The organism is Pseudomonas pisciculturae, assembly GCF_015461805.1.
GTDB lineage: Bacteria > Pseudomonadota > Gammaproteobacteria > Pseudomonadales > Pseudomonadaceae > Aquipseudomonas > Aquipseudomonas pisciculturae.
In genome coordinates, this window is record NZ_JACVZE010000005.1 from 322,701 (window position 1) to 349,678 (window position 26,978).

20 protein-coding genes and 1 pseudogene are annotated in these 26,978 nt (G+C 60.0%); 14 read left to right on the forward strand and 7 right to left on the reverse strand.

The window, feature by feature from the left end:
- Positions 1-62 precede the first annotated feature (62 nt).
- Both ICY20_RS28430 and ICY20_RS28435 read right to left on the reverse strand, forming a co-directional pair.
- Positions 63-830, reverse strand: coding sequence for a methyl-accepting chemotaxis protein (locus ICY20_RS28430; protein ID WP_407692627.1), 768 nt, complete (start codon positions 828-830; stop codon positions 63-65).
- Between the two features lie 138 nt (positions 831-968).
- Positions 969-2,009: pseudogene (locus tag ICY20_RS28435) on the reverse strand (cache domain-containing protein); the annotation flags it as partial.
- Positions 2,010-2,196: 187 nt separating this feature from the next.
- On the opposite strand from ICY20_RS28435, the gene ICY20_RS16010 reads away from it, so the two are divergent.
- The 3 genes from ICY20_RS16010 to ICY20_RS16020 all read left to right on the forward strand — a co-directional run bounded on the left by ICY20_RS16010 (position 2,197) and on the right by ICY20_RS16020 (position 7,216).
- Positions 2,197-3,240, forward strand: a complete 1,044-nt coding sequence (locus tag ICY20_RS16010) for an LLM class flavin-dependent oxidoreductase (RefSeq protein WP_159962551.1) — start codon at positions 2,197-2,199, stop codon at positions 3,238-3,240.
- Between the two features lie 248 nt (positions 3,241-3,488).
- Positions 3,489-5,897, forward strand: a complete 2,409-nt coding sequence (locus ICY20_RS16015; RefSeq protein WP_159962552.1) for a glucose/quinate/shikimate family membrane-bound PQQ-dependent dehydrogenase — start codon at positions 3,489-3,491, stop codon at positions 5,895-5,897.
- A gap of 53 nt (positions 5,898-5,950) precedes the next feature.
- On the forward strand, positions 5,951-7,216 hold the full coding sequence (locus ICY20_RS16020) for a carbohydrate porin (protein WP_194937957.1): 1,266 nt from the start codon (positions 5,951-5,953) through the stop codon (positions 7,214-7,216).
- A gap of 312 nt (positions 7,217-7,528) precedes the next feature.
- Here ICY20_RS16020 and ICY20_RS16025 read toward each other — a convergent pair whose 3' ends face one another.
- Positions 7,529-8,701: a XylR family transcriptional regulator gene (locus ICY20_RS16025; RefSeq protein ID WP_194937958.1), complete on the reverse strand. Its 1,173-nt coding sequence runs from the start codon at positions 8,699-8,701 to the stop codon at positions 7,529-7,531.
- 139 nt (positions 8,702-8,840) lie between these two features.
- On the opposite strand from ICY20_RS16025, the gene xylA reads away from it, so the two are divergent.
- The 4 genes from xylA (at position 8,841) to ICY20_RS16045 (ending at position 13,921) form a co-directional block, all read left to right on the forward strand.
- Complete coding sequence (gene xylA, locus ICY20_RS16030; protein WP_159962555.1) at positions 8,841-10,157, forward strand: xylose isomerase; 1,317 nt, start codon at positions 8,841-8,843, stop codon at positions 10,155-10,157.
- Between the two features lie 81 nt (positions 10,158-10,238).
- The gene (gene xylF, locus ICY20_RS16035) at positions 10,239-11,231 is read left to right on the forward strand and encodes a D-xylose ABC transporter substrate-binding protein (RefSeq protein WP_159962556.1); all 993 of its coding nucleotides are present in this window, start codon (positions 10,239-10,241) and stop codon (positions 11,229-11,231) included.
- A 5-nt stretch (positions 11,232-11,236) separates the two neighbouring features.
- Positions 11,237-12,784 carry a D-xylose ABC transporter ATP-binding protein gene (gene xylG / locus ICY20_RS16040; protein WP_194937959.1) on the forward strand — a complete coding sequence of 516 codons (1,548 nt, stop codon included), beginning with the start codon at positions 11,237-11,239 and terminating at the stop codon, positions 12,782-12,784.
- Positions 12,785-13,921 (forward strand): sugar ABC transporter permease, encoded by a 1,137-nt coding sequence (locus ICY20_RS16045; RefSeq protein ID WP_194937960.1) that lies wholly within the window; start codon positions 12,785-12,787, stop codon positions 13,919-13,921.
- Positions 13,922-14,001: 80 nt separating this feature from the next.
- Here the strand turns inward: ICY20_RS16045 and ICY20_RS16050 are convergent, their stop codons facing one another.
- Both ICY20_RS16050 and ICY20_RS16055 read right to left on the reverse strand, forming a co-directional pair.
- Positions 14,002-16,428 (reverse strand): hypothetical protein, encoded by a 2,427-nt coding sequence (locus ICY20_RS16050; RefSeq protein ID WP_194937961.1) that lies wholly within the window; start codon positions 16,426-16,428, stop codon positions 14,002-14,004.
- 333 nt (positions 16,429-16,761) lie between these two features.
- On the reverse strand, positions 16,762-18,261 hold the full coding sequence (locus tag ICY20_RS16055) for a CoA-acylating methylmalonate-semialdehyde dehydrogenase (RefSeq protein WP_159962560.1): 1,500 nt from the start codon (positions 18,259-18,261) through the stop codon (positions 16,762-16,764).
- Positions 18,262-18,370: 109 nt separating this feature from the next.
- Between ICY20_RS16055 and ICY20_RS16060 the strand changes: the two genes are divergently transcribed.
- The 4 genes from ICY20_RS16060 (at position 18,371) to ICY20_RS16075 (ending at position 22,081) form a co-directional block, all read left to right on the forward strand.
- Positions 18,371-19,309 (forward strand): LysR family transcriptional regulator, encoded by a 939-nt coding sequence (locus tag ICY20_RS16060; protein ID WP_194937962.1) that lies wholly within the window; start codon positions 18,371-18,373, stop codon positions 19,307-19,309.
- 68 nt (positions 19,310-19,377) lie between these two features.
- Positions 19,378-20,322, forward strand: a complete 945-nt coding sequence (locus tag ICY20_RS16065; protein ID WP_159962562.1) for an ornithine cyclodeaminase family protein — start codon at positions 19,378-19,380, stop codon at positions 20,320-20,322.
- Positions 20,319-21,452, forward strand: a complete 1,134-nt coding sequence (locus ICY20_RS16070; protein ID WP_159962563.1) for an NAD(P)/FAD-dependent oxidoreductase — start codon at positions 20,319-20,321, stop codon at positions 21,450-21,452. Before ICY20_RS16065 ends, ICY20_RS16070 begins: the two co-directional genes overlap by 4 nt.
- Positions 21,452-22,081 (forward strand): helix-turn-helix transcriptional regulator, encoded by a 630-nt coding sequence (locus ICY20_RS16075; protein ID WP_159962564.1) that lies wholly within the window; start codon positions 21,452-21,454, stop codon positions 22,079-22,081. Before ICY20_RS16070 ends, ICY20_RS16075 begins: the two co-directional genes overlap by 1 nt.
- Positions 22,082-22,222: 141 nt before the next feature.
- On the opposite strand, the gene ICY20_RS16080 is transcribed toward ICY20_RS16075, so the two are convergent.
- Both ICY20_RS16080 and ICY20_RS16085 read right to left on the reverse strand, forming a co-directional pair.
- On the reverse strand, positions 22,223-22,999 hold the full coding sequence (locus tag ICY20_RS16080) for an ABC transporter substrate-binding protein (protein WP_194937963.1): 777 nt from the start codon (positions 22,997-22,999) through the stop codon (positions 22,223-22,225).
- Positions 23,000-23,101: 102 nt separating this feature from the next.
- A complete protein-coding gene (locus ICY20_RS16085; RefSeq protein ID WP_159962566.1) occupies positions 23,102-24,124 on the reverse strand; it encodes a LacI family DNA-binding transcriptional regulator in 1,023 nt (340 codons plus the stop codon).
- Between the two features lie 199 nt (positions 24,125-24,323).
- On the opposite strand from ICY20_RS16085, the gene ICY20_RS16090 reads away from it, so the two are divergent.
- The 3 genes from ICY20_RS16090 to ICY20_RS16100 all read left to right on the forward strand — a co-directional run bounded on the left by ICY20_RS16090 (position 24,324) and on the right by ICY20_RS16100 (position 26,902).
- Positions 24,324-25,283 carry a sugar phosphate isomerase/epimerase family protein gene (locus ICY20_RS16090; protein WP_159962567.1) on the forward strand — a complete coding sequence of 320 codons (960 nt, stop codon included), beginning with the start codon at positions 24,324-24,326 and terminating at the stop codon, positions 25,281-25,283.
- Positions 25,284-25,391: 108 nt separating this feature from the next.
- Positions 25,392-25,889 carry an RNA polymerase sigma factor gene (locus ICY20_RS16095; protein WP_159962568.1) on the forward strand — a complete coding sequence of 166 codons (498 nt, stop codon included), beginning with the start codon at positions 25,392-25,394 and terminating at the stop codon, positions 25,887-25,889.
- Between the two features lie 53 nt (positions 25,890-25,942).
- Positions 25,943-26,902 carry a FecR family protein gene (locus ICY20_RS16100; RefSeq protein WP_194937964.1) on the forward strand — a complete coding sequence of 320 codons (960 nt, stop codon included), beginning with the start codon at positions 25,943-25,945 and terminating at the stop codon, positions 26,900-26,902.
- Positions 26,903-26,978 lie beyond the last annotated feature (76 nt).

Below are 26,978 nucleotides of genomic sequence, written 5' to 3' on the forward strand. Positions count from 1 at the left end.
CTTTCGAAGGCAACCCAGCTCCCACACTGGATTGCATTTCATAGGGATGCCGGGGGTAAAACTCAGGTCCGGAACCGGCTGACCAACTGGTTCAACGTCTGCGACAACGCCGTCAGTTGCTGCGCATCCTGGCGCGTAGAGTCGGCCAGGCTCGCCACTAACTGCGCATCCCCGTGAATCTGGCTGATGTGCCGATTAATGTCCTCGGCCACTTGGTGCTGCTCTTCTGCCGCCGTAGCGATCTGGGTGTTCATGTCGCGGATCACGTCTACCGACTCACGAATCAAACCAAAGCTGGCCCGCGCATCATTGATCGACACCACCGTCTCCTGGGACACCTCCAGGCTCGCGTGCATCTGCTTGCCCATCTGATGGGTGCGGCGCGCCAGGTTACCCAACAGCCCGTCGATCTCCCCGGTAGAGTCCGCGGTGCGTTTGGCCAATGCGCGCACCTCGTCCGCTACTACGGCAAACCCACGCCCCTGCTCACCGGCACGGGCGGCTTCGATGGCGGCGTTGAGCGCCAGCAAGTTGGTCTGCTCGGCAATGGAGCGGATGGTGCCGAGGATCGACTGGATATCGTTGCTGTCCCTTTCCAACTGCTCCATGGCTTGGGCGGAATGCCCGATTTCTTCGCTCAGGCGCCCTACGCTACTCACCGCCGCGTCAATCTGCTGCTGCCCGGTATGAGCCTGGCGCTGACCGTTGTCGGCCGAATCGGCAGCCTGGCTGCAAGAGCGCGCCACCTCGTTGGAGGTGGCTACCATCTCATGAAACGCCGTGGACACCATGTCCACCGCCTCACGCTGGCGCTCGGCGACTTCCGCCATTTCCACCGAGACCTCGGTGGCACTGCCGGAGCTGCTGTGGATCTGCCCGGCCGCCTGGCCGATGCGCTGGATCAACGTACGGATAGCCTCCAGAAACTGGTTGAACCAGCCCGCCAGTTGCGCCGTCTCATCGCGGCCTTTTACCTCCAGGCGCGCAGTCAGGTCGCCTTCGCCCTGGGCAATGCCTTCCAACCCACTGGCCACGCCGCGAATGGGCTTGACGATCAACCCGGCAAACCACGCACCCGCCACCGCAAACAACACACCACACACCAACGCAATGGCCGCGATCAGCCAAGTGAGCCGCGCCGCACCCGCCATCACTTCACTCTCACGCACCAGCCCGACAAAGCGCCAGCCCAACGCCTTGGACGGCCACACCAGCGCCATATAGCGCTCACCCGCCAACTCCACTTGCACCAGGCCCTGGCCGGCTTCGCTCAGCTGGCGATAGCCATCGCCCAATTCACCGAGCTTTTTGAAGTTATGGGACGGGTCATGCGGGTCTACCAGCACCGTGTTGTTGGCCTCCATGAGCATCAGGTAACCGCTCTCCCCCAGCTTGATCTGCTTGACCAGGTCGGTGAGTTGCTTGAGGGACACGTCAATATTCACCACCCCGCTCGTCTTGCCCTGAGCGTCGTTGAAGCTTTGCACGGTACTCACCAGCACCACATCATCGGCCGCCCAGTAATAGGCTTCGGTACGTTGGGTCTTGCCCGGTTGTGCCATGGCGGCTTTGTACCAGGGGCGTGTGCGCGGGTCGTAGTTGGCAAGCTTTGCGTCGCCGGGCCAAAACACATAGCCGCCGTCTTCCGTACCCAAAGAGAGATAGGTGTAGGCCGAATGACTCTTGGCCAGCCCTTCGAACAGTTTGAACAGTTGTCCGTCATGCTCGCCGGGTGCGATTTGCGCCGCATCGCTGGCCAGGTAGCGCTTCACGTCGCCATTGATGCTATGCAACTGCGGGTGCGCCGCCAGGTACGCGACGTTTTGGCTGATGCCTTCGAAAAACAGCTGCATGGCATTGTCGACCTGGCGGATCTCACGCCCACTGCTGTCGACAAAACCGTCCCGTGCCTCGTGGCGCACATTGAGGATAATCAGCACCGCCACCAGTATCACCGGCACACTGGCGATGACCGCAAAGGCCAGGATCAATTTTTGTTTTATGTTCATCAGGCTCGCCTTCCTTGTGAGGTGAGTGTGTAACCGTTGGAGAGAAAAGTTTTGCGGATATTTCGTATTATGGTATACCAACAATCAATCCGCCGAACAGCTGTCTTCCAAGGCACGCTCACATTGGCGAGAGCACTTAAGGGCCCGCAGTCGACAGGCCGATCACAATAGATCCGAGGTAAGCGTCATGAAGTTTTCCCTGTTCGTACACATGGAACGTTGGGATGAAAGCGTCAGCCACCGTCAGTTGTTCGAAGACCTGACCGAACTGACCCTGATGGCCGAGGCCGGTGGTTTCAGCACCGTCTGGATTGGCGAACACCACGCCATGGAATACACCATCTCGCCAAGCCCGATGCCGCTGCTGGCTTACCTCGCAGCCAAGACCACCACCATTCATCTGGGCGCCGGCACCATCATCGCGCCGTTCTGGCACCCGCTGCGGGTGGCGGGCGAATGCGCGTTGCTTGACGTGATCAGCAACGGCCGCATGGAAGTCGGCCTGGCCCGTGGCGCCTACCAGGTGGAATTCGACCGCATGGCCGGCGGCATGCCCGCTTCCAGCGGCGGCCAGGCCTTGCGCGAGATGGTGCCGGTGGTACGCGCTCTGTGGCAAGGCGACTACGCCCACGACGGCGACATCTGGAAATTCCCCACCTCCACCAGCGTGCCCAAGCCGATCCAGCAGCCTACCCCGCCGATGTGGATCGCCGCCCGTGACCCGGACTCCCACAACTTTGCGGTAGCCAACGGCTGCAACGTGATGGTCACGCCGCTGATGAAGGGCGACGAAGAAGTGCTCGACCTGAAAAACAAATTCCAGGCCGCCCTCGACAACAACCCGGACGTGCCGCGCCCGCAACTGATGGTGCTGCGCCACACCCACGTGCACGCCGAAGATGATCCAGAGGGTTGGAAAGTCGGGGCCAAGGCGATTTCGAAGTTCTATCGCACTTTCGATGCCTGGTTCGGCAACAAGACCGTACCGGTCAATGGTTTCCTGGCGCCAAGCCCGGAAGAGAAATTCGCTGGCCGCCCGGAGTTCGAACTCGAAAGCCTGCACAAGACCGCCATGATCGGCACCGCCGCCGAGATCATCCCGCGTATCCAGTACTACCAGGAACTGGGGGTGGATGAGTTCAGCTTCTGGTGCGACAACAGCCTGTCCCATGCCGAGAAGAAGAAGTCGTTGGCGCTGTTTATCGAGCAGGTGGTGCCGGCGTTTCGTTGATTGAGGTGAATCGCAGGCGTGGTTTTTTAGCCCCGCAAAAAAAGCTGCGTAATAAAAAAGCCGTCTAAAGTCTTTAACAGACGCGTGCAGCAGTAGGGTGCGATCTCTATCGCACCCTGGGCGACATTTAGCCACACTCCATCATCTCAGCACCTGTAATAGTCTATTGCAGGACTCTAATGTACTAACTAGTTACTTTACTTGCTAAAATCGCGTCTTTGCCCTCTCACCTTCGAGCATTTATCGATATGAAACGAGCATCGCGCGCCGCTGGCGTCTCTAGAATTATCCTGCTGGGCCTGGGCGTAATCATCGCCCTGCTCGGCGTGGCGCTGGCCGTTGGCGGCGTCAAACTGGTCAGCCTGGGAGGTTCCTGGTACTTCCTGATCGGCGGCGTGGCCATGGCGATTGCCGGCCTGCTGATCGCTTGCCGCAAGCCTGCGGGCGCCTGGCTGTTCGCGGCCTTCCTGGTCGGCACGGCCATTTGGGCAGTCGCGGATGTGGGCCTGGTGTTCTGGCCACTGTTCTCGCGCATCTTCATGTTTGCGGCCATCGGCATGGTGGTAGCCCTGGTTTACCCACAACTGGTGGGCCGGCCTGCACGCGGCGCCTATGGCGTTGCCGCTGTGTTGGCAGTGGGCGTAGCGGTCGCGGCGGGCAATATGTTTGTCGCCCACCCAAGCGTTGCACCGACTGGCACTGGCCCAGGCATCACGCCGGTGGCTGCGGCCGACGCGCAGAAAGATTGGGCGCACTACGGTAATACCGAAGGTGGCAGCCGCTTCGCAGCGTTGGACCAGATCAACCGCGACACCGTCAACAAGCTCAAGGTTGCGTGGACCTACCACACCGGCGACGTGGCCATCAGCGACGGCAACGGTGCAGAAGACCAACTGACCCCGCTGCAGATCGGCAACAAAGTGTTCATCTGCACCCCTCACAACAACCTGATCGCCCTCGACGCCGACACCGGCAAAGAGCTGTGGAAGAACGAAGTCAACGCCAAATCGGCGGTGTGGCAGCGTTGCCGTGGCATGGCCTACTTCGACGCCACTGCGCCGATTGCTCAGCCGACCCAGCCCAACAGCTCGCCGATCATTGCCGCCAGCGTGCCTGCCGGTGCGCAATGCCAGCGTCGTCTGCTGACCAACACCATTGATGCACGCCTGATCGCAGTGGATGCCGACACCGGCAAGTTCTGCGAAGACTTCGGCACCCATGGCCAAGTGGATTTGAAAGCTGGCCTGGGTAACGTGCCAGACAGCTACTACCAACTCTCCTCCGCCCCGCTGATTGCCGGCACCACTGTAGTGGTAGGTGGCCGCGTGGCTGACAACGTACAGACCGACATGCCTGGCGGCGTGATCCGTGGTTTCGACGTAATCACCGGCCAAATGCGCTGGGCTTTTGACCCGGGCAACCCCGAGGACAAACAAGCGCCAACCGGCGACAGCACTTACGTGCGCAGCACCCCAAACAGCTGGGCGCCGATGTCTTACGACCCGCTGATGAACACCTTGTTCTTGCCGATGGGCAGCTCGTCCACCGACATCTACGGTGTGGAACGTACCCAGCTGAACCACAAATACGGCGCTTCGGTACTGGCGCTGGACGCCTCCACCGGTGCCGAGAAGTGGGTGTACCAAACCGTTCACAATGACCTGTGGGACTTCGACCTGCCGATGCAGCCGAGCCTGATCGACTTCACCGCACCAGGCACCGACAAAGCCGTGCCTGCGGTCGTGATCGGCACCAAGGCCGGCCAGATCTATGTACTGGACCGCGCCACCGGCAAGCCGCTGACTGAGGTTAAAGAAGTACCGGTCAAGGCCGCCAACATCCCGAACGAGCCGTACTCGCCAACCCAGCCGAAATCAGTGGGCATGCCGCAAATCGGCGCGCAAACCCTGACCGAATCGGACATGTGGGGCGCCACGCCGTACGACCAGTTGCTGTGCCGCATTGACTTCAAAGGCATGCGCTACGACGGCCTGTACACCGCGCCGGGCACCGATAAATCCCTGAGCTTCCCGGGCTCCCTGGGCGGCATGAACTGGGGCAGCATCTCTACCGACCCGGTGCACGGCTTTATCTTCGTCAACGACATGCGCCTGGGCCTGTGGATCCAGATGGTCCCGTCGCAGAACAAGGCCCAAACCTCGTCCGGCGGTGAAGCGCTGAATACCGGCATGGGCGCCGTACCGCTCAAGGGCACGCCGTATGCGGTGAACAAAAACCGCTTCCTGTCGGTGGCCGGCATTCCGTGCCAGGCGCCGCCGTTCGGCACCCTCACCGCGATCGACATGAAGACCCAAAAAGTCGCGTGGCAAGTACCGGTAGGCACCGTTGAAGACACCGGCCCCCTGGGCATCCGCATGCACCTGCCGATCAAGATCGGCCTGCCGACCCTGGGCGGAACCCTGTCGACCCAAGGTGGCCTGATCTTTATCGCTGGCACCCAGGACTTCTACCTGCGCGCCTTCAACAGCGCCAACGGCGATGAAATCTGGAAAGCCCGCCTGCCCGTCGGCAGCCAAGGTGGCCCGATGACCTACGTGTCGCCGAAAACCGGCAAGCAGTACGTGGTCATCACCGCCGGCGGCGCACGCCAGTCCACTGACCGTGGCGACTACGTGATCGCCTACGCCCTGCCATAACCCTCTGTTAGCGCGGTGCCCCCCGCACCGCGCTTTTCGTTTGGAAGACCCGCATGACCCCCACTTCTCATATCCCCTTTGGGCGCTTGCTGCTGGGCGTAGCCCTGAGTGCCGCCCTGCCCGTGCAAGCCGATGACACCACCCTGACCGGTGACTGGGGCGGCCTGCGCCGCGAGCTGGAAGACACCGGCATCCGCTTCACCGGCGACTACAGCGGTGAAACCGCCTACAACGCCCACGGCGGTCTGCACCGTTCGGCACGCTACTCGCAAAACCTCAAGCTTGGCGTGCAGTTCGACCTGGGCAAGCTCTACGGTTTCAACAATGGCGACCGCATCCAGGTCACCCTCAACGACCGTCGCGGCAACAGCGCTTCCGAAGACTTGGTGGGCAACCGCCTGCCAATCCAGGAAAACTACGGCGGCCTCTACACCCGCCTGACCGAATTGAGCTACGAGCGCACCCTGTTTACCCCGGCGCTCAACGTGAAGCTCGGCTACATGGCCATGGGCAATGACCTCGGCGGCCTGGACAGCGGCATCCTGTGCAACTTCATGAACGCCGGTTTCTGCGGGCACCCGCTGAACATGTCCGGCGGCAGCGGTTGGACCAACTACCCCAACGCCCGCCTGGGCGCACGGATCAAATACGACTTCTCGCCAAGCTGGCAATTGCGCGTGGCGGCGTTCAACGTCGACCCGGATAGCAATGGCGACTCCAGCCGCGCCTGGAAGCTGAGCCCCAAGCACACCACCGGCACCGTGGTACCCATCGAGTTGGTGTACAAACACGCGGGCACCCTGCCGGGTGAATACAAGCTGGGGTATTACTACGACAGCTCCGACGTCAAGCGCATCGGCAGCAACAAGGACGTCAGCGGGCGCAGCGGGCATTACCTTCTGATCGACCAGGCGGTATGGGCTTCCGATTCCTCCGCCGGCCGTGTGCTGCACGCCTTCGGCCAATACTCCGCCGCCAGTGAAGCGGCCTCGCCGTTCAGCAAGTGGTATGGCGCGGGCGTAGTGCTGTACAAACCGTTCGAAGGCCGCCCGCGTGACACCGTTGCACTGGGCTACGGTCGCGCAGTGCCGAACCCGCGAAGCCGCGAAGTGCAGGAATTGGCAGCCTTGGATGCGGGGACGGACTACCCGAACCTGAACAACGCCGAGCAGTTGATCGAACTGAGCTACGGCTACCAGGCCACGCCTTGGCTAAGCCTGCGCCCGGATGTGCAATACATCATCGAACCGGGGGCGTTTTCCGGTGACAACATCGACAACGCCCTGGTGCTGGGCCTGCAGGTCAAAGCCGTGTTCTGAACCGGCTCCCCCATTTGAATCTGTGCCAAACCCAGAAAATGAGTACACCGCCTATCCCCTGTGGGAGCGGGCTTGCCCGCGAAGGCGGTGTACCAGTTGGCACACAGGCTGGCTGACCCACCGCTATCCCAGGCAAGCCAGCTCCCACATTGAGTCGGTGTTGAGCCTGCGCCAATTTGCAAACCCAATCCCCTGTGGGAGCGGGCTTGCCCGCGAAGGCGGTGTATCAGTTGGCACACAGGCTGGCTGACCCGCCGCTATCGCAGGCAAGCCAGCTCCCACATTTTTCTCTGAACCTGGCCGGCAAAAAGTCTAGCGGCCCTGCTGGTATTGTCGTGGCGTACAGCCGAACTCCCGGCGAAACACCGTGTGCAGGTACTGCGCGGATTTGAAGCCACACTGCTGGGCAATATCGGCAATCGCCAAGCGGTTGCCCTCCAAGCCTTTGGCGGCGTTGGCCAGTTTGAAACGCAGGATCTCGTCGTGCACGCTGCACCCGCGGGCCTTGCGAAAGTGCGCCTCCAACGACGAGCGTGACACGCCCACATACGCCGCGACCTGGGCGGTCTTGATGCCTTGGCAAGCGTATTGGCGGATAAACAACAGCGCCTGCATCACGTAGGTGTTACCCAACGGTTGATGCGAGCTCGAAGCCTGCACATTGATCGCCTCAGGCGGCACCAGAATCTGCTCCGCCTTGCAGGGTTTGCCATGCAGCATCCGGTGCAACAACGCGGCGGCGGTGCGGCCCATGGTTTCTGTGCCTTGAATGACTGAACTCAGCGGCACTCGCGTGAGGGTGCGGGTCAGCGGGTCATTGTCGATGCCGATCAATGCCACTTGCTCCGGCACCGCGATACCCGCGGTCAAACAAGCCTGCAGCAACTGCCGGGCACGGGCGTCGGTGACGGCGATGATGCCGATGGGTTTGGGCAGGCCTTGCAGCCAGGCAATCTGCTGCTCCACGGCGCTGTCCCAGAGCGGAGCACTGGTGCCAAGGCCGCGATAGACCTCGACCTGCAAACCATCCCTTTGCATCAAGCTGCGAAAGGCTTTTTCCCGTTCCTGCGCCCAACGATTGGCCTGGGCTTCGGGCAGACTAAAACAGGCAAAGCGCGTCAGCCCGGCGTCGATCAAGTGTTCGTAGGCCAACCTCATCAATGCATGGTTATCGGTGGCTACATAGGGAATGCCCGTGGGATAGGCGCGCGCATCCTCATAAGACCCACCCACCGCCACCACCGGCAGTTTGCTCCCCGCCAACGCCTCGCCGATCAGCGGGTCATCGAAGTCGGCAATGATGCCGTCGCCCTGCCAGCGCTCGATACCCTTGAGGCGACACAAAAAGTCTTCTTCGAGAAACAAGTCCCATGACGCACGAGTGCTGCTCAGGTAATTGCCGATACCGGCGATGATGCCTCGGTCGTAGATCTTGCTGCCGTTGAACAGCAGGGCAATACGGTGCACGGGCGGTAGGGTTTTCATTGTTTTTATCCTGGGGCCGGTCGACACAGACTAGACCTCGCTACTCAAAATCGCACCATCCCTTGGTGATTTTCATAATTTTTGGCCCCCACCCCGTTGCTAGTATCCAGACACCGCCAAGAACAATAAGGAAAGCGCCATGCCGTACTTCCCAGGTGTCGAGAAGGTTCGCTTCGAAGGCCCCAACAGCGATTCCCCCCTCGCCTTTCGCCATTACGACGCCAACAAACTCATCCTCGGCAAACCTATGCGAGAACACCTGCGCATGGCGGCCTGTTATTGGCACACCTTTGTCTGGCCGGGGGCGGATATGTTTGGGGTGGGCACCTTCAAACGGCCGTGGCAGCGCAGTGGCAACCCAATGGAGTTGGCCATCGGCAAGGCAGACGCAGCCTTTGAGTTCTTCTCCAAACTGGGCATCGACTACTACAGCTTTCACGACACCGACGTCGCCCCCGAAGGCAGCTCGCTCAAGGAGTACCGCAACCACTTTGCGCAGATGGTCGATCACCTGGAGCGCCACCAGGAACAGACCGGCATCAAGCTGCTGTGGGGCACCGCCAATTGCTTCAGCAACCCGCGTTTTGCCGCCGGTGCTGCCAGCAACCCAGACCCTGAAGTGTTCGCCGTTGCGGCCGCCCAAGTGTTCAGCGCAATGAATGCAACGCTGCGACTCAAAGGCGCCAACTACGTGCTGTGGGGCGGCCGTGAAGGTTATGAAACCCTGCTAAACACCGACCTCAAGCGCGAACGCGAACAGCTCGGGCGCTTTATGCGCATGGTGGTGGAGCACAAGCACAAGATCGGCTTCAAAGGCGACCTACTCATCGAGCCCAAACCCCAGGAGCCCACCAAACACCAATACGATTACGACAGCGCCACGGTGTTCGGCTTCCTGCATGAGTACGGCCTGGAGCATGAGATCAAGGTGAATATCGAAGCCAACCACGCCACCTTGGCCGGGCACAGCTTTCATCATGAGATTGCCACCGCCGTGTCTTTGGGGATCTTCGGCAGCATCGACGCCAACCGGGGCGACCCGCAGAACGGCTGGGACACCGACCAGTTCCCCAATAGCGTTGAAGAGATGACCCTGGCCACTTATGAAATCCTCAAGGCTGGCGGGTTTAAAAATGGCGGCTATAACTTTGACTCCAAGGTACGCCGCCAAAGCCTGGATGAGGTGGACCTGTTTCACGGCCATGTAGAGGCGATGGATGTGCTGGCCCTGGCGCTGGAACGCGCTGCGGCAATGGTGCAAAACGATCGGCTTCAGCAGTTCAAGGACCAGCGGTATGCCGGTTGGCAGCAGCCGTTGGGCCAGGCGGTGTTGGCGGGGGAATTCAGCCTGGAGTCGTTGGCCGAGCATGCGTTTGCCAGTGAGTTGAACCCCCAAGCCGTGAGTGGGCGGCAGGAGATGCTTGAAGGGATCGTCAATCGGTTTATCTACCGGTAACCGTGTGGCGAGGGAGCTCTTTCCCCACGGTAACAGTGTTTGTTTTGAGTCTTTCCAACAACAATAAAAGGACGCACAACCATGAAACGCACCCTTATCGCCACTGCCCTGGCCCTGCTCGCCCTCCCGGTGATGGCTGACCCGGCCCACCCAAAAATTGGTTTCTCCATCGACGACCTGCGCCTGGAACGCTGGTCCCGCGACCGCGACTATTTCGTCGCCGCTGCCGAAAAACTCGATGCCAAGGTCTTCGTGCAATCAGCCGATGCCAACGAGCAGAAGCAAATCTCGCAGATCGAAAACCTGATCTCCCGTGGCGTCGATGTCATCGTCATCGTGCCGTTCAACGCCACCGTGCTCACCAATGCCGTTGCCGAAGCCAAGAAGGCCGGGATCAAGGTGGTGTCTTACGACCGCTTGATTCTCAACGCCGACATCGACGCGTATATCTCCTTCGATAATGAAAAAGTCGGCGAAATGCAGGCCAGCGGCGTATTGCAGGCAGCGCCGAAAGGCAATTACTTCCTGCTCGGGGGCGCACCCACCGACAACAACGCCAAGGTGCTGCGCGAAGGCCAGATGAAGGTGCTGCAACCGGCCATCGACAAAGGCGACATCAAGGTCGTAGGCCAGCAGTGGGTCAAGGAGTGGAACCCTACCGAAGCCCTGAGCATCGTCGAAAACGCCCTGACCCGAAACGACAACAAGATCGACGCCATCGTCGCCTCCAACGACGCCACCGCCGGCGGTGCAATCCAGGCCCTGGCCGCGCAGAAACTGGCAGGCAAAGTTCCAATCTCGGGCCAGGACGCCGACCTCGCCGCCATCAAACGCGTGATCGACGGCACCCAGACCATGACGGTGTACAAACCCCTAAAGTTGATCGCCACCGAAGCCGCCAAGCTCTCGGTGCAACTGGCGCGCAATGAAAAACCAACCTACAGCTCGCAATACGACAACGGCAGCAAAAAGGTCGACACCATTTTGCTCACCCCTACCCCGCTGACCAAAGCCAACATCGACCTGCTTGAGAAGGACGGGTTCTACACCAAAGAGCAGATCGCCGGGCAGTGACCGCCATGGCCGACTACCTGCTGCAAATGAACGGCATCGTCAAAACCTTTGGCGGTGTCAAAGCGCTCAACGGCATTGATCTCCAGGTTCGGCCGGGGGAATGCGTGGGCCTGTGCGGCGAGAACGGTGCCGGCAAATCCACCTTGATGAAGGTGCTGTCAGCGGTCTACCCGCACGGCACCTGGGAGGGCGAAATCCTCTGGAACGGGCAGCCGCTCAAGGCCCAGTCCATCCGCGAAACCGAGGCCGCAGGCATCGTGATCATCCACCAGGAACTGACCCTGGTGCCCGACCTGTCGGTGGCCGAAAACATCTTTATGGGCCACGAACTGACCTTGCCGGGTGGCCGTATGAACTACCCGGCCATGCTCCACCGCGCCGAAGCCTTGATGCGCGAGCTCAAGGTGCCGAACATGAACGTGGCGCTGCCGGTGTCGCAGTACGGCGGCGGCTACCAACAACTGGTGGAAATCGCCAAGGCCCTCAACAAACAGGCGCGCCTGTTGATTCTCGACGAGCCCTCCTCGGCCCTGACCCGCTCCGAAATCGAGGTGCTGCTCGACATCATCCGAGGCCTCAAGGCCAAGGGCGTGGCCTGCGTGTACATCTCCCACAAGCTCGATGAAGTGGCGGCGGTGTGTGACTCCATCGCCGTCATCCGCGACGGCAAGCACATCGCGACCACGGCGATGGCCGATATGGACATCGCAAAGATCATCACCCAGATGGTTGGCCGCGAGATGAGCAACCTCTACCCCACCGAGCCACACGCGGTGGGCGAGGTGATTTTCGAGGCGCGCAACGTCACCTGCTTTGACGTCGACAACCCCAAGCGCAAGCGCGTGGATGACATTTCGTTTGCGCTCAAGCGCGGTGAAATCCTCGGCATCGCAGGGCTGGTGGGTGCCGGGCGCACGGAGCTGGTATCCGCATTGTTCGGCGCCTACCCCGGGCGCTACAGCGCCGAGGTGTGGCTGGACGGCCAGGTGATCGACACGCGTACGCCACTTAAATCGATCCGCGCCGGGCTGTGCATGGTGCCCGAAGACCGCAAGCGCCAAGGCATCATCCCCGACTTCGGCGTAGGCCAGAACATCACCCTGGCGGTGCTCGACACCTACGCCAGCATGACCCGCATCGACGCCGAGGCCGAACTGGGCAGCATCGACCAGCAAATAGCACGCATGCACCTCAAGACGTCGAGCCCGTACTTGCCGATCACCAGCCTGTCGGGGGGCAATCAGCAAAAAGCTGTGCTGGCGAAGATGTTGATGGCCAAGCCCCGTGTACTGATCCTCGATGAGCCCACACGCGGCGTGGACGTAGGCGCCAAGTATGAGATCTACAAGTTGATGGGCTTACTCGCGGCCGAAGGCGTGGCGATCATCATGGTGTCGTCGGAGTTGGCCGAAGTGCTGGGGGTGTCCGACCGCGTGCTAGTGATCGGCGAAGGCCGGCTGCGGGGCGACTTCGTTAACCAAGGGCTCACTCAGGAACAGGTGCTCGCCGCTGCGCTCAGCCATAACAACAATAATGATCGGAAGACCGCGTAGATGAACCAGGTAAAACAGCTGTTTACCCGCTACAAAATGCTCGCCCTGGTGATCGCCGTGGCGGTGATCTGGGTGTTTTTCAGCTGGCAGACCGAAGGTGGGTTTCTTACGCCGCGCAACTTGTCGAACTTACTGCGGCAGATGTCGATCACCGGCATTTTGGCGTGCGGCATGGTGCTGGTGATTATCAGCGGCGAGATCGATTTGTCGGTGGGTTCGTTGCTGGGGTTGCTAGGTGGGTTGGCGGCGATTCTGGATGTGGTCTATCACGTGCCGTTGCTCGCCAATCTAAGCCTGGTGGCGCTGTGTGGCCTGATGATTGGGTTAGCCAATGGGTATATGACGGCTTACTTGCGCATCCCTTCGTTTATCGTCGGTTTGGGCGGGATGCTGGCGTTTCGCGGGGTTTTGTTGGGGGTGACCGGGGGCACCACGATTGCGCCGGTGTCACCGTCGCTGGTGTATGTGGGCCAGGGGTATTTGCCGCATTCGGTGGGTGTTGGCCTCGGGGTTTTGTTGTTTGCGCTGACGGTTTTTTTAACCTGGAAACAGCGACGCAACCGCGCACTGCACGGGTTGGCGGCGCACTCGCTGGTTCGCGATCTGGTACGCGTGGCAGTGATCGGCGCCGTGTTGGCGGGGTTCGTCACCACCCTCAACAGCTATGACGGCATTCCCGTGCCGGTGCTGCTGTTGCTGGTTCTGTTGGGCATATTCAGCTACGTCACCAGCCAGACCGTGTTCGGCCGCCGGGTATATGCGGTGGGCAGCAATATGGAGGCTACACGTCTGTCGGGCATCAACGTGCAGGCGGTGAAGTTGTGGATCTTCGGCATCATGGGCGTCATGTGCGCGCTCGCCGGCTTGGTAAACACTGCACGGCTTGCGGCGGGCTCGCCGTCGGCGGGGAACATGGGCGAACTCGACGCCATCGCCGCGTGTTTTATTGGCGGCACCTCGATGCGCGGCGGATCGGGCACAGTGTATGGCGCGTTGCTCGGGGCGTTGGTGATCACCAGTTTGGACAACGGTATGTCGATGCTGGACGTTGACAGTTACTGGCAGATGATCGTCAAAGGCAGCATTCTGGTATTGGCGGTTTGGGTGGATGTGAGCACGCGCACGGGGCGACGTTGATTCACTTGCCTGCAACTCTCCAGGCGCCATGTTGGTAGACGCCTGGAGAGCGTTGGGTCACGCGCTAACCCGGCGAGGACTCAATGCTCATCGTCGCTCAGGTCGGAACCGTTGTCCTCTGCGCCAAAGGTGTCTTTCATCTCTTCGTTAAGCATTGCTTCCTCCGACCGGGTGAGAGAAACACTCGCATCCCATGTCGTTCGTTGTCGCCCCGTCATCTTCTCTTCATCCACGAATTTGTCCTCAGTGAGCATTGTTTTGATGCGCGCAGAAAGATTAGTGTGGCGTAATTCAGCGGACGACGCGTAATGACCACTCTCGTTGGTCCAGAATTCGGGGCGCCCGTCTTTAAAGTGAACGGTCCCGGCATACAACACATCGGTCGTTCCGCCCCGCTGCTCTCTCAAGCCATGGGTCACCGATGAATGCCCTTCCACGACGTCGGGGTTCATTCGGTTATTGAAGGGGTAGGGCCTCCCCGCCTGATTGAGCCTTTTATTCTGTGAGCCGATGTATATTTTGTCCGGCTCGTCTGCACGCACTACATATACATAGGCGCCCTCTGGGAGATAAGAGTCCTGATCCAGAGTCGTCGCAACGTAGCGCCCACTGGGGCTCAAGTTGAGCTCCGCGATCTGGTCAACCCTGGCGGGCCGCTGATCAATAAGCCTGACCTGAGTGGATTCTTTTATACGAACAGGTGCGAGTACGTTTCCACCCTCAACCCCTCTACGCTTCCAAACACCCTGCGCATCCGGCTTGGCAATTTTCCCGCTACTCGCCAGTTTTGACGTGTCATTCGGGTCTCTCACACGCAATACGTAATGCTGCCCATCTCCCGCATCAGGCTTGTCCGCGACAAAGTACTTTTGCCCGTTAAACTCCACTTCCTGCATTCCCGGGAAGGGTGCTGCGGTGATACCGGATTCCTTGGGTGCTCGCACTAATTCAAAACTACTGGCCTGCGAATTATATCGCCAGTTGTAATCGCTCGCGGAAGGTGCATTCAGAGTTGCTCGCCCAGCCTCCATCCCATTGGGCGCAAGCTCATGCGCCAGTTGCAGGCCCGATATGACGGCGGCGCAATTACCGCCAATACGCTCGTTCGCGGACATGCCATAGAGACTGTCGTGGACGCCAAAAACAATATTGCCAGTGTTGCCAATGACTGGAATGTACCCAAACGTATTGTCCCAAATGTCTTTCGCAGCCTTCCAACCTTGCTGCGAAGAGCCAAACACCTCGGTTTTGTCGGACCAGACAGCATTATTGGCGTTCAACGTTTGGTACTTTGAAGCAAGGCCGCGATTCAGGTCGCCATACTTCAGCTGATAAGCATCGCCTCGCGACCGGGTAAAATTAAATGTTTCCCTGACGGGTATCTGTTGATCCGACAACAGCGAGGAATACCCCGGATAGCGCGACGTGTGGCCCAAAATCAAACTATCAAGCACATGCTGCGCCTTTGGCCAATGCGCATCCAAACCGCCTTGCCTGTCACTGGCATTAAAACTGCGAAGCAGATTATCGCGATTGTTTTTTGCCCACTGCGCAAAACTGTCGTCCCCATGAATTTCATGAAGCGCACCGTTTTTTAAATCAATCATCATTCCCTGATTGGGCCGGTGTTCATAATTACCGTCATAAGGAGTATATGGAACAAACGCATAGCCACCCAACGGATAGCCGTAGACATTGGGAATAATGACTTGGCCGTTTTGTCTATTGAGCGTGCGATTGATTGCTGCTTGCCCTTCAGGGCTTAGCATTTCGAACCGCGCCTTGTCGCTGCGCAGGCTTTGCAAGGTTCCTCGTACTACATAGGCATCTGCTTTTCCTGAACGTTTCGTCAATGCGCCCGACGCGTCGCGCATCGGAGCAGATATTTCATTCTCCCAATGCCTCTGAAGGGAGTTGCCGACCGCTTCCAGCTCCTTGACTCTGCGTCGTTTTGTTGGCTCGATGGTCATACTGTGAAAATTAATCGCGCCGCCTGGCCCTACTTTATCGTGCGCAAAAACACCCGCTGCAATTTCCCATGCGAAGTAGGTGCGTTTGTCAGTATTGCTCAGCTTTTTATCGACCCCCATGCCAACGTAGGTATCGAACTTGACCGTGATTTTTTCATGAGGGTCGAACCCTGCTGCCAACAAACCAGCACTGAAGTATCCCGAGGGCTCCATGAACAGCCGAACGTTCTGGAACTTGATGTTTCTGTCACCTTCGCTACCACTTTCTATTTTTTTGATCTGACTCACTACGCGATTGGCATACCCTTCGACACGCTGCTCCCGTTCATTAATCGTCAGGCGGTCGGAGGGCGCAGTAACGATGCCTGACTTGAAGATTATCTGCCTTTGGCCATTGAGCTCAGGAAGGGTGGCGATAGCATTTCCAGGCCTCTCTGTTGTGCCTGCACCAGAAATACTTACATCCGGCTGAATTTCCGTTCGAGGAATGTTTGCTGGGCTGGAAAAAGGACGCGGAGAAATTTGATGCACATTCATTACAGGCTCGCTTAACTTATCGTTTGACAACACACCTGCCGACTCGCTGTCAGCAGTTTAAATAACCAACTTCACAGTCGGATAAGTCGTACGTTAAAATCGATAGGTTCCACGAATATTTATTTCGTTTGTCACATGACGTTTGGACTGATACACCGCTGTTGTCGTGATATCACCCAAGCTTCGGTGGTTAACTCCAGCTAGCACACGAAACACAGTACAACGTAAGAGGGGGCTTGCTCCCGATAGCAGTGGGTTAGTCATAAAAAGCTGACTGACACTTCGCTATCGGGGGCAAGCCCCCTCCCACATTGGATCTTCTACACCTGTGGGTTATTTGGAGACCGGCATGGCGAACTCGGCGCCTTGCTCAATACTCTCCGACCACCGCTGCATGATCGACTTCTGCTTGGTATAGAACCGCACACCCTCAGTGCCGTACGCATGCATGTCGCCGAACAAACTCTTCTTCCAGCCACCAAACCCGTGCCACGCCATCGGCACCGGGATCGGCACGTTGATGCCGACCATGCCCACCTGGATGCGGCGTGCAAATTCGCGGGCGATGTTGCCGTCGCGGGTGAAGCAGCTCACGCCGTTGCCGAACTCGTGGTCGTTGACCAGCTTGATCGCTTCGCCGAAATCGTTGACGCGCACGCAGGCCAGTACCGGGCCGAAGATTTCTTCGCGGTAGATGCTCATCTCTTTGGTCACGTGGTCGAACAGGGTCGCGCCGAGCCAGAAGCCGTTTTCCAGGCCCGCCTCGGTGGGTACATAGTCGCGCCCGTCCAGCAGCAGCTTGGCGCCGGACTGTACGCCTTGTTCGATGTAGCCGCTGATGCGTTCCAGTGCAGCACGGGACACAATTGGCCCCATTTCAGCTTTCAAATCGCGGCCATCGGTGATGCGCAGTAGCTTGGCGCGTTCGGTCAAGGCGGCGATGACCTTGTCACCTACATCACCCACCAGCACCGCCACCGAGATGGCCATGCAGCGCTCGCCAGCACTGCCGTAGGCAGCGCCCATCAGGGCATCGACGGTTTTTTCGATGTCGGCGTCGGGCATCACCACCATATGGTTTTTCGCGCCGCCCAGGCCTTGTACGCGCTTGCCGTTACGCGCGCCTGTTTCGTAGATGTACTGGGCAATCGGCGTCGAGCCGACGAAGCTCAAAGCCTTGACGTCCGGGTGTTCGATCAGCGCATCCACCGACTCCTTGTCGCCCTGTACCACGTTGAACACGCCTTTGGGCAGGCCGGCTTCACGCAGCAGTTCGGCCATGAACAGCGAGGCACTTGGGTCGGTAGGGCTTGGTTTGAGGATGAAGGTATTACCCGCCGCGATGGCGATTGGGTACATCCACATCGGCACCATCACCGGGAAGTTGAACGGCGTCACGCCCGCGACAACACCCAGCGGCTGGCGCATGGTCCAGTTGTCCATGCCACGGGAAACCTGGTCGGAATGCTCACCTTTAAGCAGGTTGGGAATGCCGCAGGCGAATTCGAGGATGTCGATACCACGGTCCACTTCGCCCTGGGCGTCGGTGAAGACCTTGCCGTGCTCGGCCACGATGATGCGCGCCAGGTCGTCTTTGCGTTCACGCAGCAGGTGCAGGTATTGGAACAATACGCGGGCGCGGCGGATCGGCGGGGTGTCGGCCCAATCGTCGAAGGCGGCTTGGGCGGCGGCGACGGCTTCGCCGACGGTCTGGCGGCTGGCCAGGGCGACGCGGCCGGTTTTCTCGCCGGTGGCGGGGTTGAAGACGTCCTGATAGCGATCATCGCGGGACACGCGCTGGTCGTTGATGTAGTGCTCGATTGTATTTGTCATGGCAGTCGATCCCAGGTGGATAAGCAGTGAACACACGATAGGCTTTCGCTTTGTTCCAAACCAGAGCAGAATCCAGAACTTATTGTCCATACAGGCGAACAATCAAACCATGGAAAAGGCCGAGATCGAGGGGCTGTGGACCCATATCCACTGGCTGTCGGTGCTGGAAGAGCACGGCACCTATACCGCTGCTGCGGCACGTTTGGGGGTGAGTAAGTCAGCGGTAAGCCAGCGGATTTCCGACCTGGAAAAAGCCACCGGCACACAACTGGTGACCCGCACCACGCGCAGCGTACGGCTGACGGATGCGGGCTTGTCGCTGACCCGTGAAGTACGCAGCGCCTACGAACAGATCGCCCGCAGCTTCTCGTCGGTGCGCGATTCGGTCGGCGAGATTCGTGGGTTGGTACGCCTGACAGCACCGGTGGCGTTCGCCCGTCAGCAACTGGTGCCACACCTCTCGGAATTTTTACAGCGCTACCCACAAGTACGCATTCAACTGGACGTATCGGACGCCCTCAGCTCCCTCGCCGCCGAAGGCTACGACCTCGCCGTGCGCCACGGTTTCCAGGTACCCGAAACCCATGTCGCCTGGAAGCTCTGCGATACCGGCTCGGTGCTGGTCGCGACCCAGGATTACCTGCAACACCACGGCGAACCCCGCGAACCCGGCGACCTGTCGGCCCACAACTGCCTGTTCTACCCACGCGGCACTGATCAACCGGCCTGGACCTTCGAGCGCGGCAGCAAAAACGTCGAGCGCCTCACCGTGCCGATCTCCGGCAGTTTCGCCACCAATAACAGCGAAGCCCTGCGCGACTCGGCCCTCAACCACCTGGGCATCGCCCTACTCCCCGACTTCAGCGCCCATGCCGCGTTGGCCAGCGGCAAGTTGGTGCAGGTGCTCAAGGGCTGGACACTCAAGGGCGCATTTGCTGATGAGATCTACTTGATTCGACCGTATTCGCCCCATGTGCCGAAGTCGGTGAGTGTGTTGGTCAGCTATTTAAAGGAGAAGCTGTCGGATGGATTTCGTTTCGTGGGGTGAGGTTTGCCCCTTGCCCAACAGAACTAAATGTCCATAATGGACAAATTAGTTTAACAGCGGAGACTCTTATGCCCAGCACACCTCAAGTAATCAACCAGGCCCAAGCCCGTGAACTGCTGGCCCTGGTCGATGTACCGCAGATCCTGCGCAAGCTGTTCCGCGACCTGGCCGCAGGGCTTGCCGTGCAGCCAGCGCAACAGCTGGTGGAGTTTCCCCAAGGCGCCGGGGACTTTATCAATTACCTGGGGGTGTTGGCTGAAGACGGTGTGTATGGGATGAAAACCTCGCCTTATATCGTGCGCGAGCAAGGCCCGCTGGTGACGGCGTGGACGTTGTTGATGTCGATGCACACCGGCCAACCGCTGCTGCTGTGCGATGCCGCCGAGTTGACCACCGCGCGCACCGCCGCGACCACGGCGCTGGCGGTGGATGCGCTGGCACCGCCCTCGGCACAGCGCCTGGCGATCATCGGCAGCGGCAAGGTGGCGCAGGCCCACTTGCACTACGTGAAAAACTTGCGGGACTGGCAACACATCAGCGTGTATTCCCCCAGCCTGGCCACCGCTACGCCCGAGGCCATCGCACACCTCAAAAGCCTGGACCCGCGCGTCGTCATCGCCAACAGCTGCGATGTTGCCCTAGCGGACGCAGATGTAATCCTGCTATGCACCTCATCCGCCGGCCCGGTGATCGACCCGGCCCGTTTGAGCAAGCCCGCACTGATCACGTCCATCAGCACCAACGCACCCCGTGCCCACGAAGTGCCGCCGCAGTCCCTCAACGACATGCAGGTCTTCTGCGACTATCGCCAGACCACCCCCGGCTCGGCTGGCGAAATGCTGATCGCCGCCGAACAACACGGTTGGGACAAACGCCACATCATTGGCGACCTGCCAGAACTGCTCAGCGAGCACGTGCAACGCCCCACTTATGATCGTCACGTATTCTTCCGCTCCATCGGCCTGGGCCTGGAAGACATCGCACTGGCCAACGCCCTCTGGAGACAGTTATGAGCCACGCAGACTTCATCATCATCGGCGGCGGCATTGCCGGCGCGTCCACGGGTTTCTGGTTGTCACAGCACGGCAAGGTGATCGTGCTGGAGCGCGAGAGCCACCCGGGTTATCACTCCACCGGGCGTTCGGCGGCGCTGTATACCGCTGCGTACGGAACACCCCAGGTGAGGGCCTTGACCCTGGCCAGCCGTGCGTTTTTCGACAACCCGCCGCAAGGTTTCTGCGAGCACCCATTGCTAACGCCACGGGGCGAAATGACCGTGGACTTCATCGGCGATGCCGCCGAGTTGAACGTGCAATACCTGAGCGCCAAGGCCACGGTGTCTCAAGTGGAACTGCTCAGCGCCGACGAAGCCTGCGCAAAGATGCCGATCCTGCGCCGCGAAAAAGTCCATGGTGCGCTGTATGACCCCACCGCCAGCGATATCGACACCGACGCCCTGCACCAAGGCTACCTGCGCGGCATACGCCGCAACGGTGGCGAGGTGTTGACCGACCACGCCGTACAAGGCTTGAGCCGTGACGCTTCGGGCTTGTGGCAGGTGAACACCGGCGAAACAACCTATAGCGCACCGATCATCATCAACGCCGCTGGCGCGTGGGCCGACACCATCGGCGCGCTGGCCGGCGCGGCTCCTATCGGCCTGCAACCCAAGCGGCGTTCGGCCTTCATCTTCGCCGGCCCCGAAGGCGTCGACAGCCACCACTGGCCGATGCTGGTGGCGCTGGACGAATCGTTCTACATGAAGCCAGACGCGGGCATGTTCCTCGGCTCCCCCGCCAACGCCGACCCGGTGGAGCCGCAAGATATCCAGCCCGAAGAACTGGACATCGCCATGGGCATCTACCAGATCGAAGAAGCCACCACCCTGACCATCCGCCGCCCCACCCGCACCTGGGCCGGGCTGCGCAGTTTTGTACAGGACGGTGACTTGCTCTCTGGCTTCGATTCCAAAGTGCCCGGCCTGTTCTGGGTCGCGGCCCAGGGCGGTTATGGCATCCAAACCTCACCGGCCATGGGCCAGGCCAGCGCGGCGCTGGTACGCGGCGCAGCATTGCCCGAAGCCCTGACACAGTTCGGCCTGGACGCTGGTATGCTCTCGCCCGCCCGCCTGGAGCCCTATTGATGAACACCGCTGAACAAGACAAGGTCATGCAGAACTTTCGTGCGATGGCCGACGCCATCGCCACGCTGTTCTTTCCCCACGCCGAAGCGGTGCTGCACGATCTGCGCTCGCAAAAAGTCGACTACATCGCCAACAACCTGTCCAAACGTGCAATTGGCGATGACTCGGCGTTGGAAGACATGCTCACCGACGACGTCAGCGACGTGAACATCGGCCCCTACGAAAAGCTCAACTGGGACGGCCAGAAGATTCGCAGCCTGAGTACCGTGCTGCACGACCACAAGGGCCAGCGCCTGGCGGTGCTGTGCATCAATCTGAATATTTCATTGTTTGAAAACGCCAAGGCGGCGCTGGATTTGTTCCTGTCGCCGAGCAAATTGATCCCGCAGCCGGACTCGCTGTTTCGCGATGACTGGCAGGAGCGTATCAACACGTTCTTGCATGCGTGGATGCGGGAGCGGCAGCTGAGCCTAAACCTGCTGAACCGGGACCATAAACGCGAATTGGTGCTGGCGTTGCATGCCGAGGGGGCATTCAAGGGCAAGAGCGCGTCGAACTATGTGGCCAATGTGCTGGGTATGGGGCGGGCGACGGTCTACAAGCACCTCAAGGAATTGAAGGGGTCTTGATAACTCCGCGGTCAAATGTGGGAGCTGGCTTGCCTGCGATGCAGACACCTCGGTGTATCAGGTCAACACCGTCGATGCCATCGCAGGCAAGCCAGCTCCCACACTTGATTCGTGGCGCTTGAGCTTGCCTGTTCAGACCCCTTAATTGCCGTAGATATCAGCCTTGAAGTACTGCTGCGAAATCTTCTGGTACTCCCCGCTCGCGCGAATGCCGTCGATGGCCGTGTTCAACTCGCTCACCAACGCCGCATTACCCTTGCGCACCGCAATCCCCGCGCCCTCGCCCACGTATTTCGGGTCTTTGAGCTCCGGCCCGACAAACGCATAACCCTTGCCCCGTGGCATTTGCAAAAAGTCATTGAGCGGGATGGTGTCGGCAAAGATCGCATCCAGCCGCCCGGCGGCCAAATCCATGTAGATTTCTTCGTTATTGCTGTAGCGCTTGACGGTGATGCCCTTGGGCTCGAACACCTCGGTGGCGTAACGGTCGGTGGTGGTGGCGCGCTGCACGCCCACGGTCTTGCCCTTGAGGCTGGCGTACCCGTCATCTACCACCGCGCCGTCCTTCATCACCAGGCGCGAGGAGGTGAAGTAGTACTTGTGGGTGAAGTCCACCGACTTCTTGCGGTCTTCGTTGATGGTCATGGATGACAAGGCCATGTCGATTTTCTTCACCTTGAGGGAAGGAATCAGACCATCGAACTCGCCTTCGACCCACACGCACTTGACCTTCATCTGCGCACACAGCGCATTGCCGATGTCGTAGTCAAAGCCGACGATCTTGCCTTCTTCGGTCTTGGATGCGAACGGCGGGTACGCCGCCTCGATGCCGATGCGCAGGGTCTTCTCGGCGGCCAGCAACGGGCCGGCGGCGATCAGGCCAAGCGTCAGGGCGGTGATGAGGGGGAGTTTCTTCATGGGGGGATCTCGCAAGTTGTTGTTGGTTTGGCAAGAGTGAAGAAAAAGACGCAGCTGTATTTTGTACTTATAATTCCATACTGGACTTTTACGTATTCCCCGTCAATCACAGTTGTAGCGCGTGTGCACCAGCACCCGCGTAAAGGGCGGTGCCGCCTTGGCGCCCTCCCGTGCGCCGCGAATCCAGCGCACTGCGGCCGCCATCTCACCGACAAAATCGTGCGACACCACGTAGTCCATCACCCCCGACTCCAGCATGCTGCGGGTGTGCACGGTCAATTCATGCCCAACAAACACCGGGCGTTGTTCGGCATCGAGGGTGCCAATGGCCTGGGCCACGCCCCGGTTAGCGCCGGCCACGTTGTAGATGGCCGCCGGGTAGTCGTGTTTGGAGAAGTAGCGCATCAACTGCTCGGCCGTGGTTTCGGGACTGTCGTCGGACATCATCCGCTCATCGATTTTCAAGTGAGGGAACTCCGCTCGCAGTACTCGTCGAAAACCCATTTCACGCTCTTGCTGGCAGCGAAATGCCATGCTGGTGACCAGCAAAATCTTGGCCTTCTGCCGCGCCAGTGCATTGCCGATCAACAGCCCCGCGACGCTGCCGGCGGCGTACTGATCGTTGCCTACATAGGCGCTGCGCCCGGAGTTGGGCAGGTCGGTGGTCAGGCACACCACCGGTATGCCTTGGCGGCACAAGGCGCGGATCGCCCGGTTGATCGCAGGGTGCTCCCGGGACACCACAATCACGCCGTCCGCCGAGGCGCCATCGGCCTGCACCCGGTCGGCAAACGCTGCCGGGTCGACCTGGTTGGTGGGCTCGTAGTGACCGTGCACGACCACACCGGGGGTGGTGCTATTGATCACCCCCTCCGCTGCCGCCAAGGTGGCGTTGAACGTCTCTCCCGAATCGCAGAACAACTTGATGTGCAGGGTCGCCGTGCCGTTAGCCAGGTCCTGCTTGAGCTTATCCAGTGCGGCCAGCACTTTGAGACGAGTGTTTTCGCGCACGTTCGAGCGGTTGTTGAGCACCCGGTCCACGGTGGCGACGCCCACCCTGGCGACCTTGGCGATCTGCTCGACGGTGGGGCCTTTCCAGGCTTGCGCGGCGGTTTTCGGCGACATGAAAGGCGTGTCCTTATTGATTGAAATACCATCAGTTATAAACCGTAAGCCCCAATTCCATGAATAATTTTGGCTGATGAATTTGATGTATTTCCTATCAAAGTTACCCCATGCTCGTCCTTGAACCCAGTGTCTGCGCTGCCAATAATCCCCCCATAACAACCACAACAACTCGTCTGGATCACCAAGGATCGTCTCTATGAAGCTGGGATTTGTCACCGATACCCTGGGCAACCTGCCTTTGAGCGATGTGCTCAAGCACGCTGAACGCATGGGCCTGTCAGGCCTGGAAGTGAACACCGGCGGCTGGTCCACCGCGCCGCACTTCAACCTCAAGCAGATGCTCGAAAGCAATGCCGCACGCCGGGATTTCACCCGCAGTTTCGAGCAGCACAACCTGGAAATCATCGCCCTCAACGCCAACGGCAACCCGTTGCACCCCACCCAGCCGGAGCAGGCTCAGTGCCTCAAGGACACGATCCGCCTGGCCGGTGAGCTGGGAATCAAAACCGTGTGCACCATGTCTGGCTTGCCCGAAGGCCAGGCCGGCGACCGCATGCCCAACTGGGTGGTCGCCTCTTGGCCGCCAGAAACCCAGACCATCCTGCGCTATCAATGGGAAGAACGCCTGCTGCCGTTCTGGAGCGAAATCGCCGACCTCGCCAAGGCCAACGGCGTAGAACGCATCGCCCTGGAACTGCACGGCAGCCAGTGCGTGTACAACGTGCGCTCGCTGCTCAAGCTGCGTGACGCCATCGGCCCGGTGATCGGCGCCAACCTCGACCCGTCCCACCTGTTCTGGATGGGCGCCGACCCGCTGGCCGCCGCCGACGCTCTGGGCGATGCGCTGTACCACGTGCACGCCAAGGACACGATGCTCAATGCGCCGGTGCAGGCGGTGGATTCGTTGCTGGAAAACGGCTCACTGATGGAGGTGTCGGCGCGCAGTTGGTCGTACATCACCCTCGGTTTCGGCCATGGCGAAGAGTGGTGGCGCCAGTTCTGCTACCGCCTGAAAATGGCCGGCTACGACGGCTGGCTGTCTATCGAGCACGAAGATGTGCTGCTCAACAGCCTCGAAGGCCTGGAAAAATCCGTGGCCTTGCTCAAAGGCGTGATGCCGGTTGCAGCCAGCGACTTCAAGCCCCAGGCCATCTGACCGGCCGCCTGCGGCGTGATGGCGAAAAAAGCCATCACGCCGCTATTAACAATCATTCTCGTTTGTTATATTGCGCCGCGCTTGCTTCCATGGCTGTCAGGTAGCTTTATGTCCGGCTCAGATCTCAAGGCGCTTTATCTCGCCCATCGCGGTGAAATCCAGGCTTACCTGGACCGCCGTCTACGCTGCAAGGAAACCGCAGCCGACCTGACGCAGGACGCGTTCATCCGCCTATCGGAGCAGATGGGCCGCACCCGCATCGAAAATTTCCGCGCCTATTTGTTCTCTGCCGCACGCAACCTGTTCATCGACCACACCCGCCGCCAGGAACACCGCAAGGGCGAGCCGCTGGACCAACAAGAACCCGGCACACTCGAACAACCCAGCCCCACCCTGGAGCAAGCCGCCATTGCCAACCAGCAATTGGCAACCCTCAACGACGTGCTGCACACCATGCCCGAGCCCTGCCGCGACGTGTTTTTGCTGGTGCGGGTCGAGGGCCTCACCTACGTCGAGATCGGCGAACGCCTGGGGATTTCCCCCAAAACCGCCTACAGCCGCATGGTGCGCGCGCTGGACTTGTTGAAGCTGGGCATGCCCGAGTGAACGCCTTCACTTATACTCGCCGCCTGACTGGTTTTTGTTGAATTGATTAGCCCATGAGTGTTGAACCGCCGCGCCTGCTCCCGCCCCTCGCCCGCCCCGATGACGCCAGTCACCAGGCCAGCGAGTGGTTTGCCTTGCTCCAGGCAGGCTCGCCAACCCTGGCCGAGCGCGATGAGTTGGCGCGCTGGCTGGCTGCCGACCCGCGCAATGCCCAGGCCTATGCCCACCTGGAGAAGGTATGGGCGGCGACTGCGCTACTGGCACCGCCCAAGGTTCAAGCACCTCAGCTGTCTCGACGCCGCTTTGTCGGCTTGGCCGTCGCCGCCAGTGTCGCAGTCGTTGCCACCAGCACTTGCACCCTGTGGCTCAAGGGCGTCAGCTCGCCCTTTGCCGATGTGCGCACCGCCGTGGGCGAACGCCGCAGCGTGCAATTGCCCGACGGCTCGACGGTGGAACTGGCCGGCAATACCGCACTCAACCTGAATTTTTCCACCACCCAACGCTCGGTGGAACTGCTGCAAGGCGAAGCGTTTTTCACGGTGCGGCCTAAAGCCGCTGGTGAGTTTTCAGTACAGACCCAAGCCGGTCGCGTGCTGACGCCCGAGGCCGACTTCTGCCTGTCCTGTGACGGTGCCAACGCGCAGTTGAGCGTGAGCCGCAACACAGTTCGCGTGATCACCCCCAACCAACAGACCGACCTGGGCGAAGGCCTCTCGCTGCGTTTCAGCGCCACCCAGACCGGCGCCATCCAACGCGCCGAACTGGAACAGGTATTGGCCTGGCGCAACGGCCGCCTGGTGTTCTTCGACACACCGCTGCTGACCGTGGTCAACCAGTTGCAACGCTGGCGCGAAGGCAAGATCTTCATCCCCGACCAACAACTGGCGGCGCGCCGGGTCAGTTTGATCCTCAATCTAAACCGCCCGGACCAGATGCTCGACGTGCTGTCCAAAGCCCTGGCCGTGCGCATGACCCGCTACACCGACCTGATTACCCTGATCCAACCGGCCTAATCGCAAATAATTCACATCGCCATCAGGTATCGCCGAGTTTCATCCGTCCTAGAGGGATTGATAGCGCGACCTCATA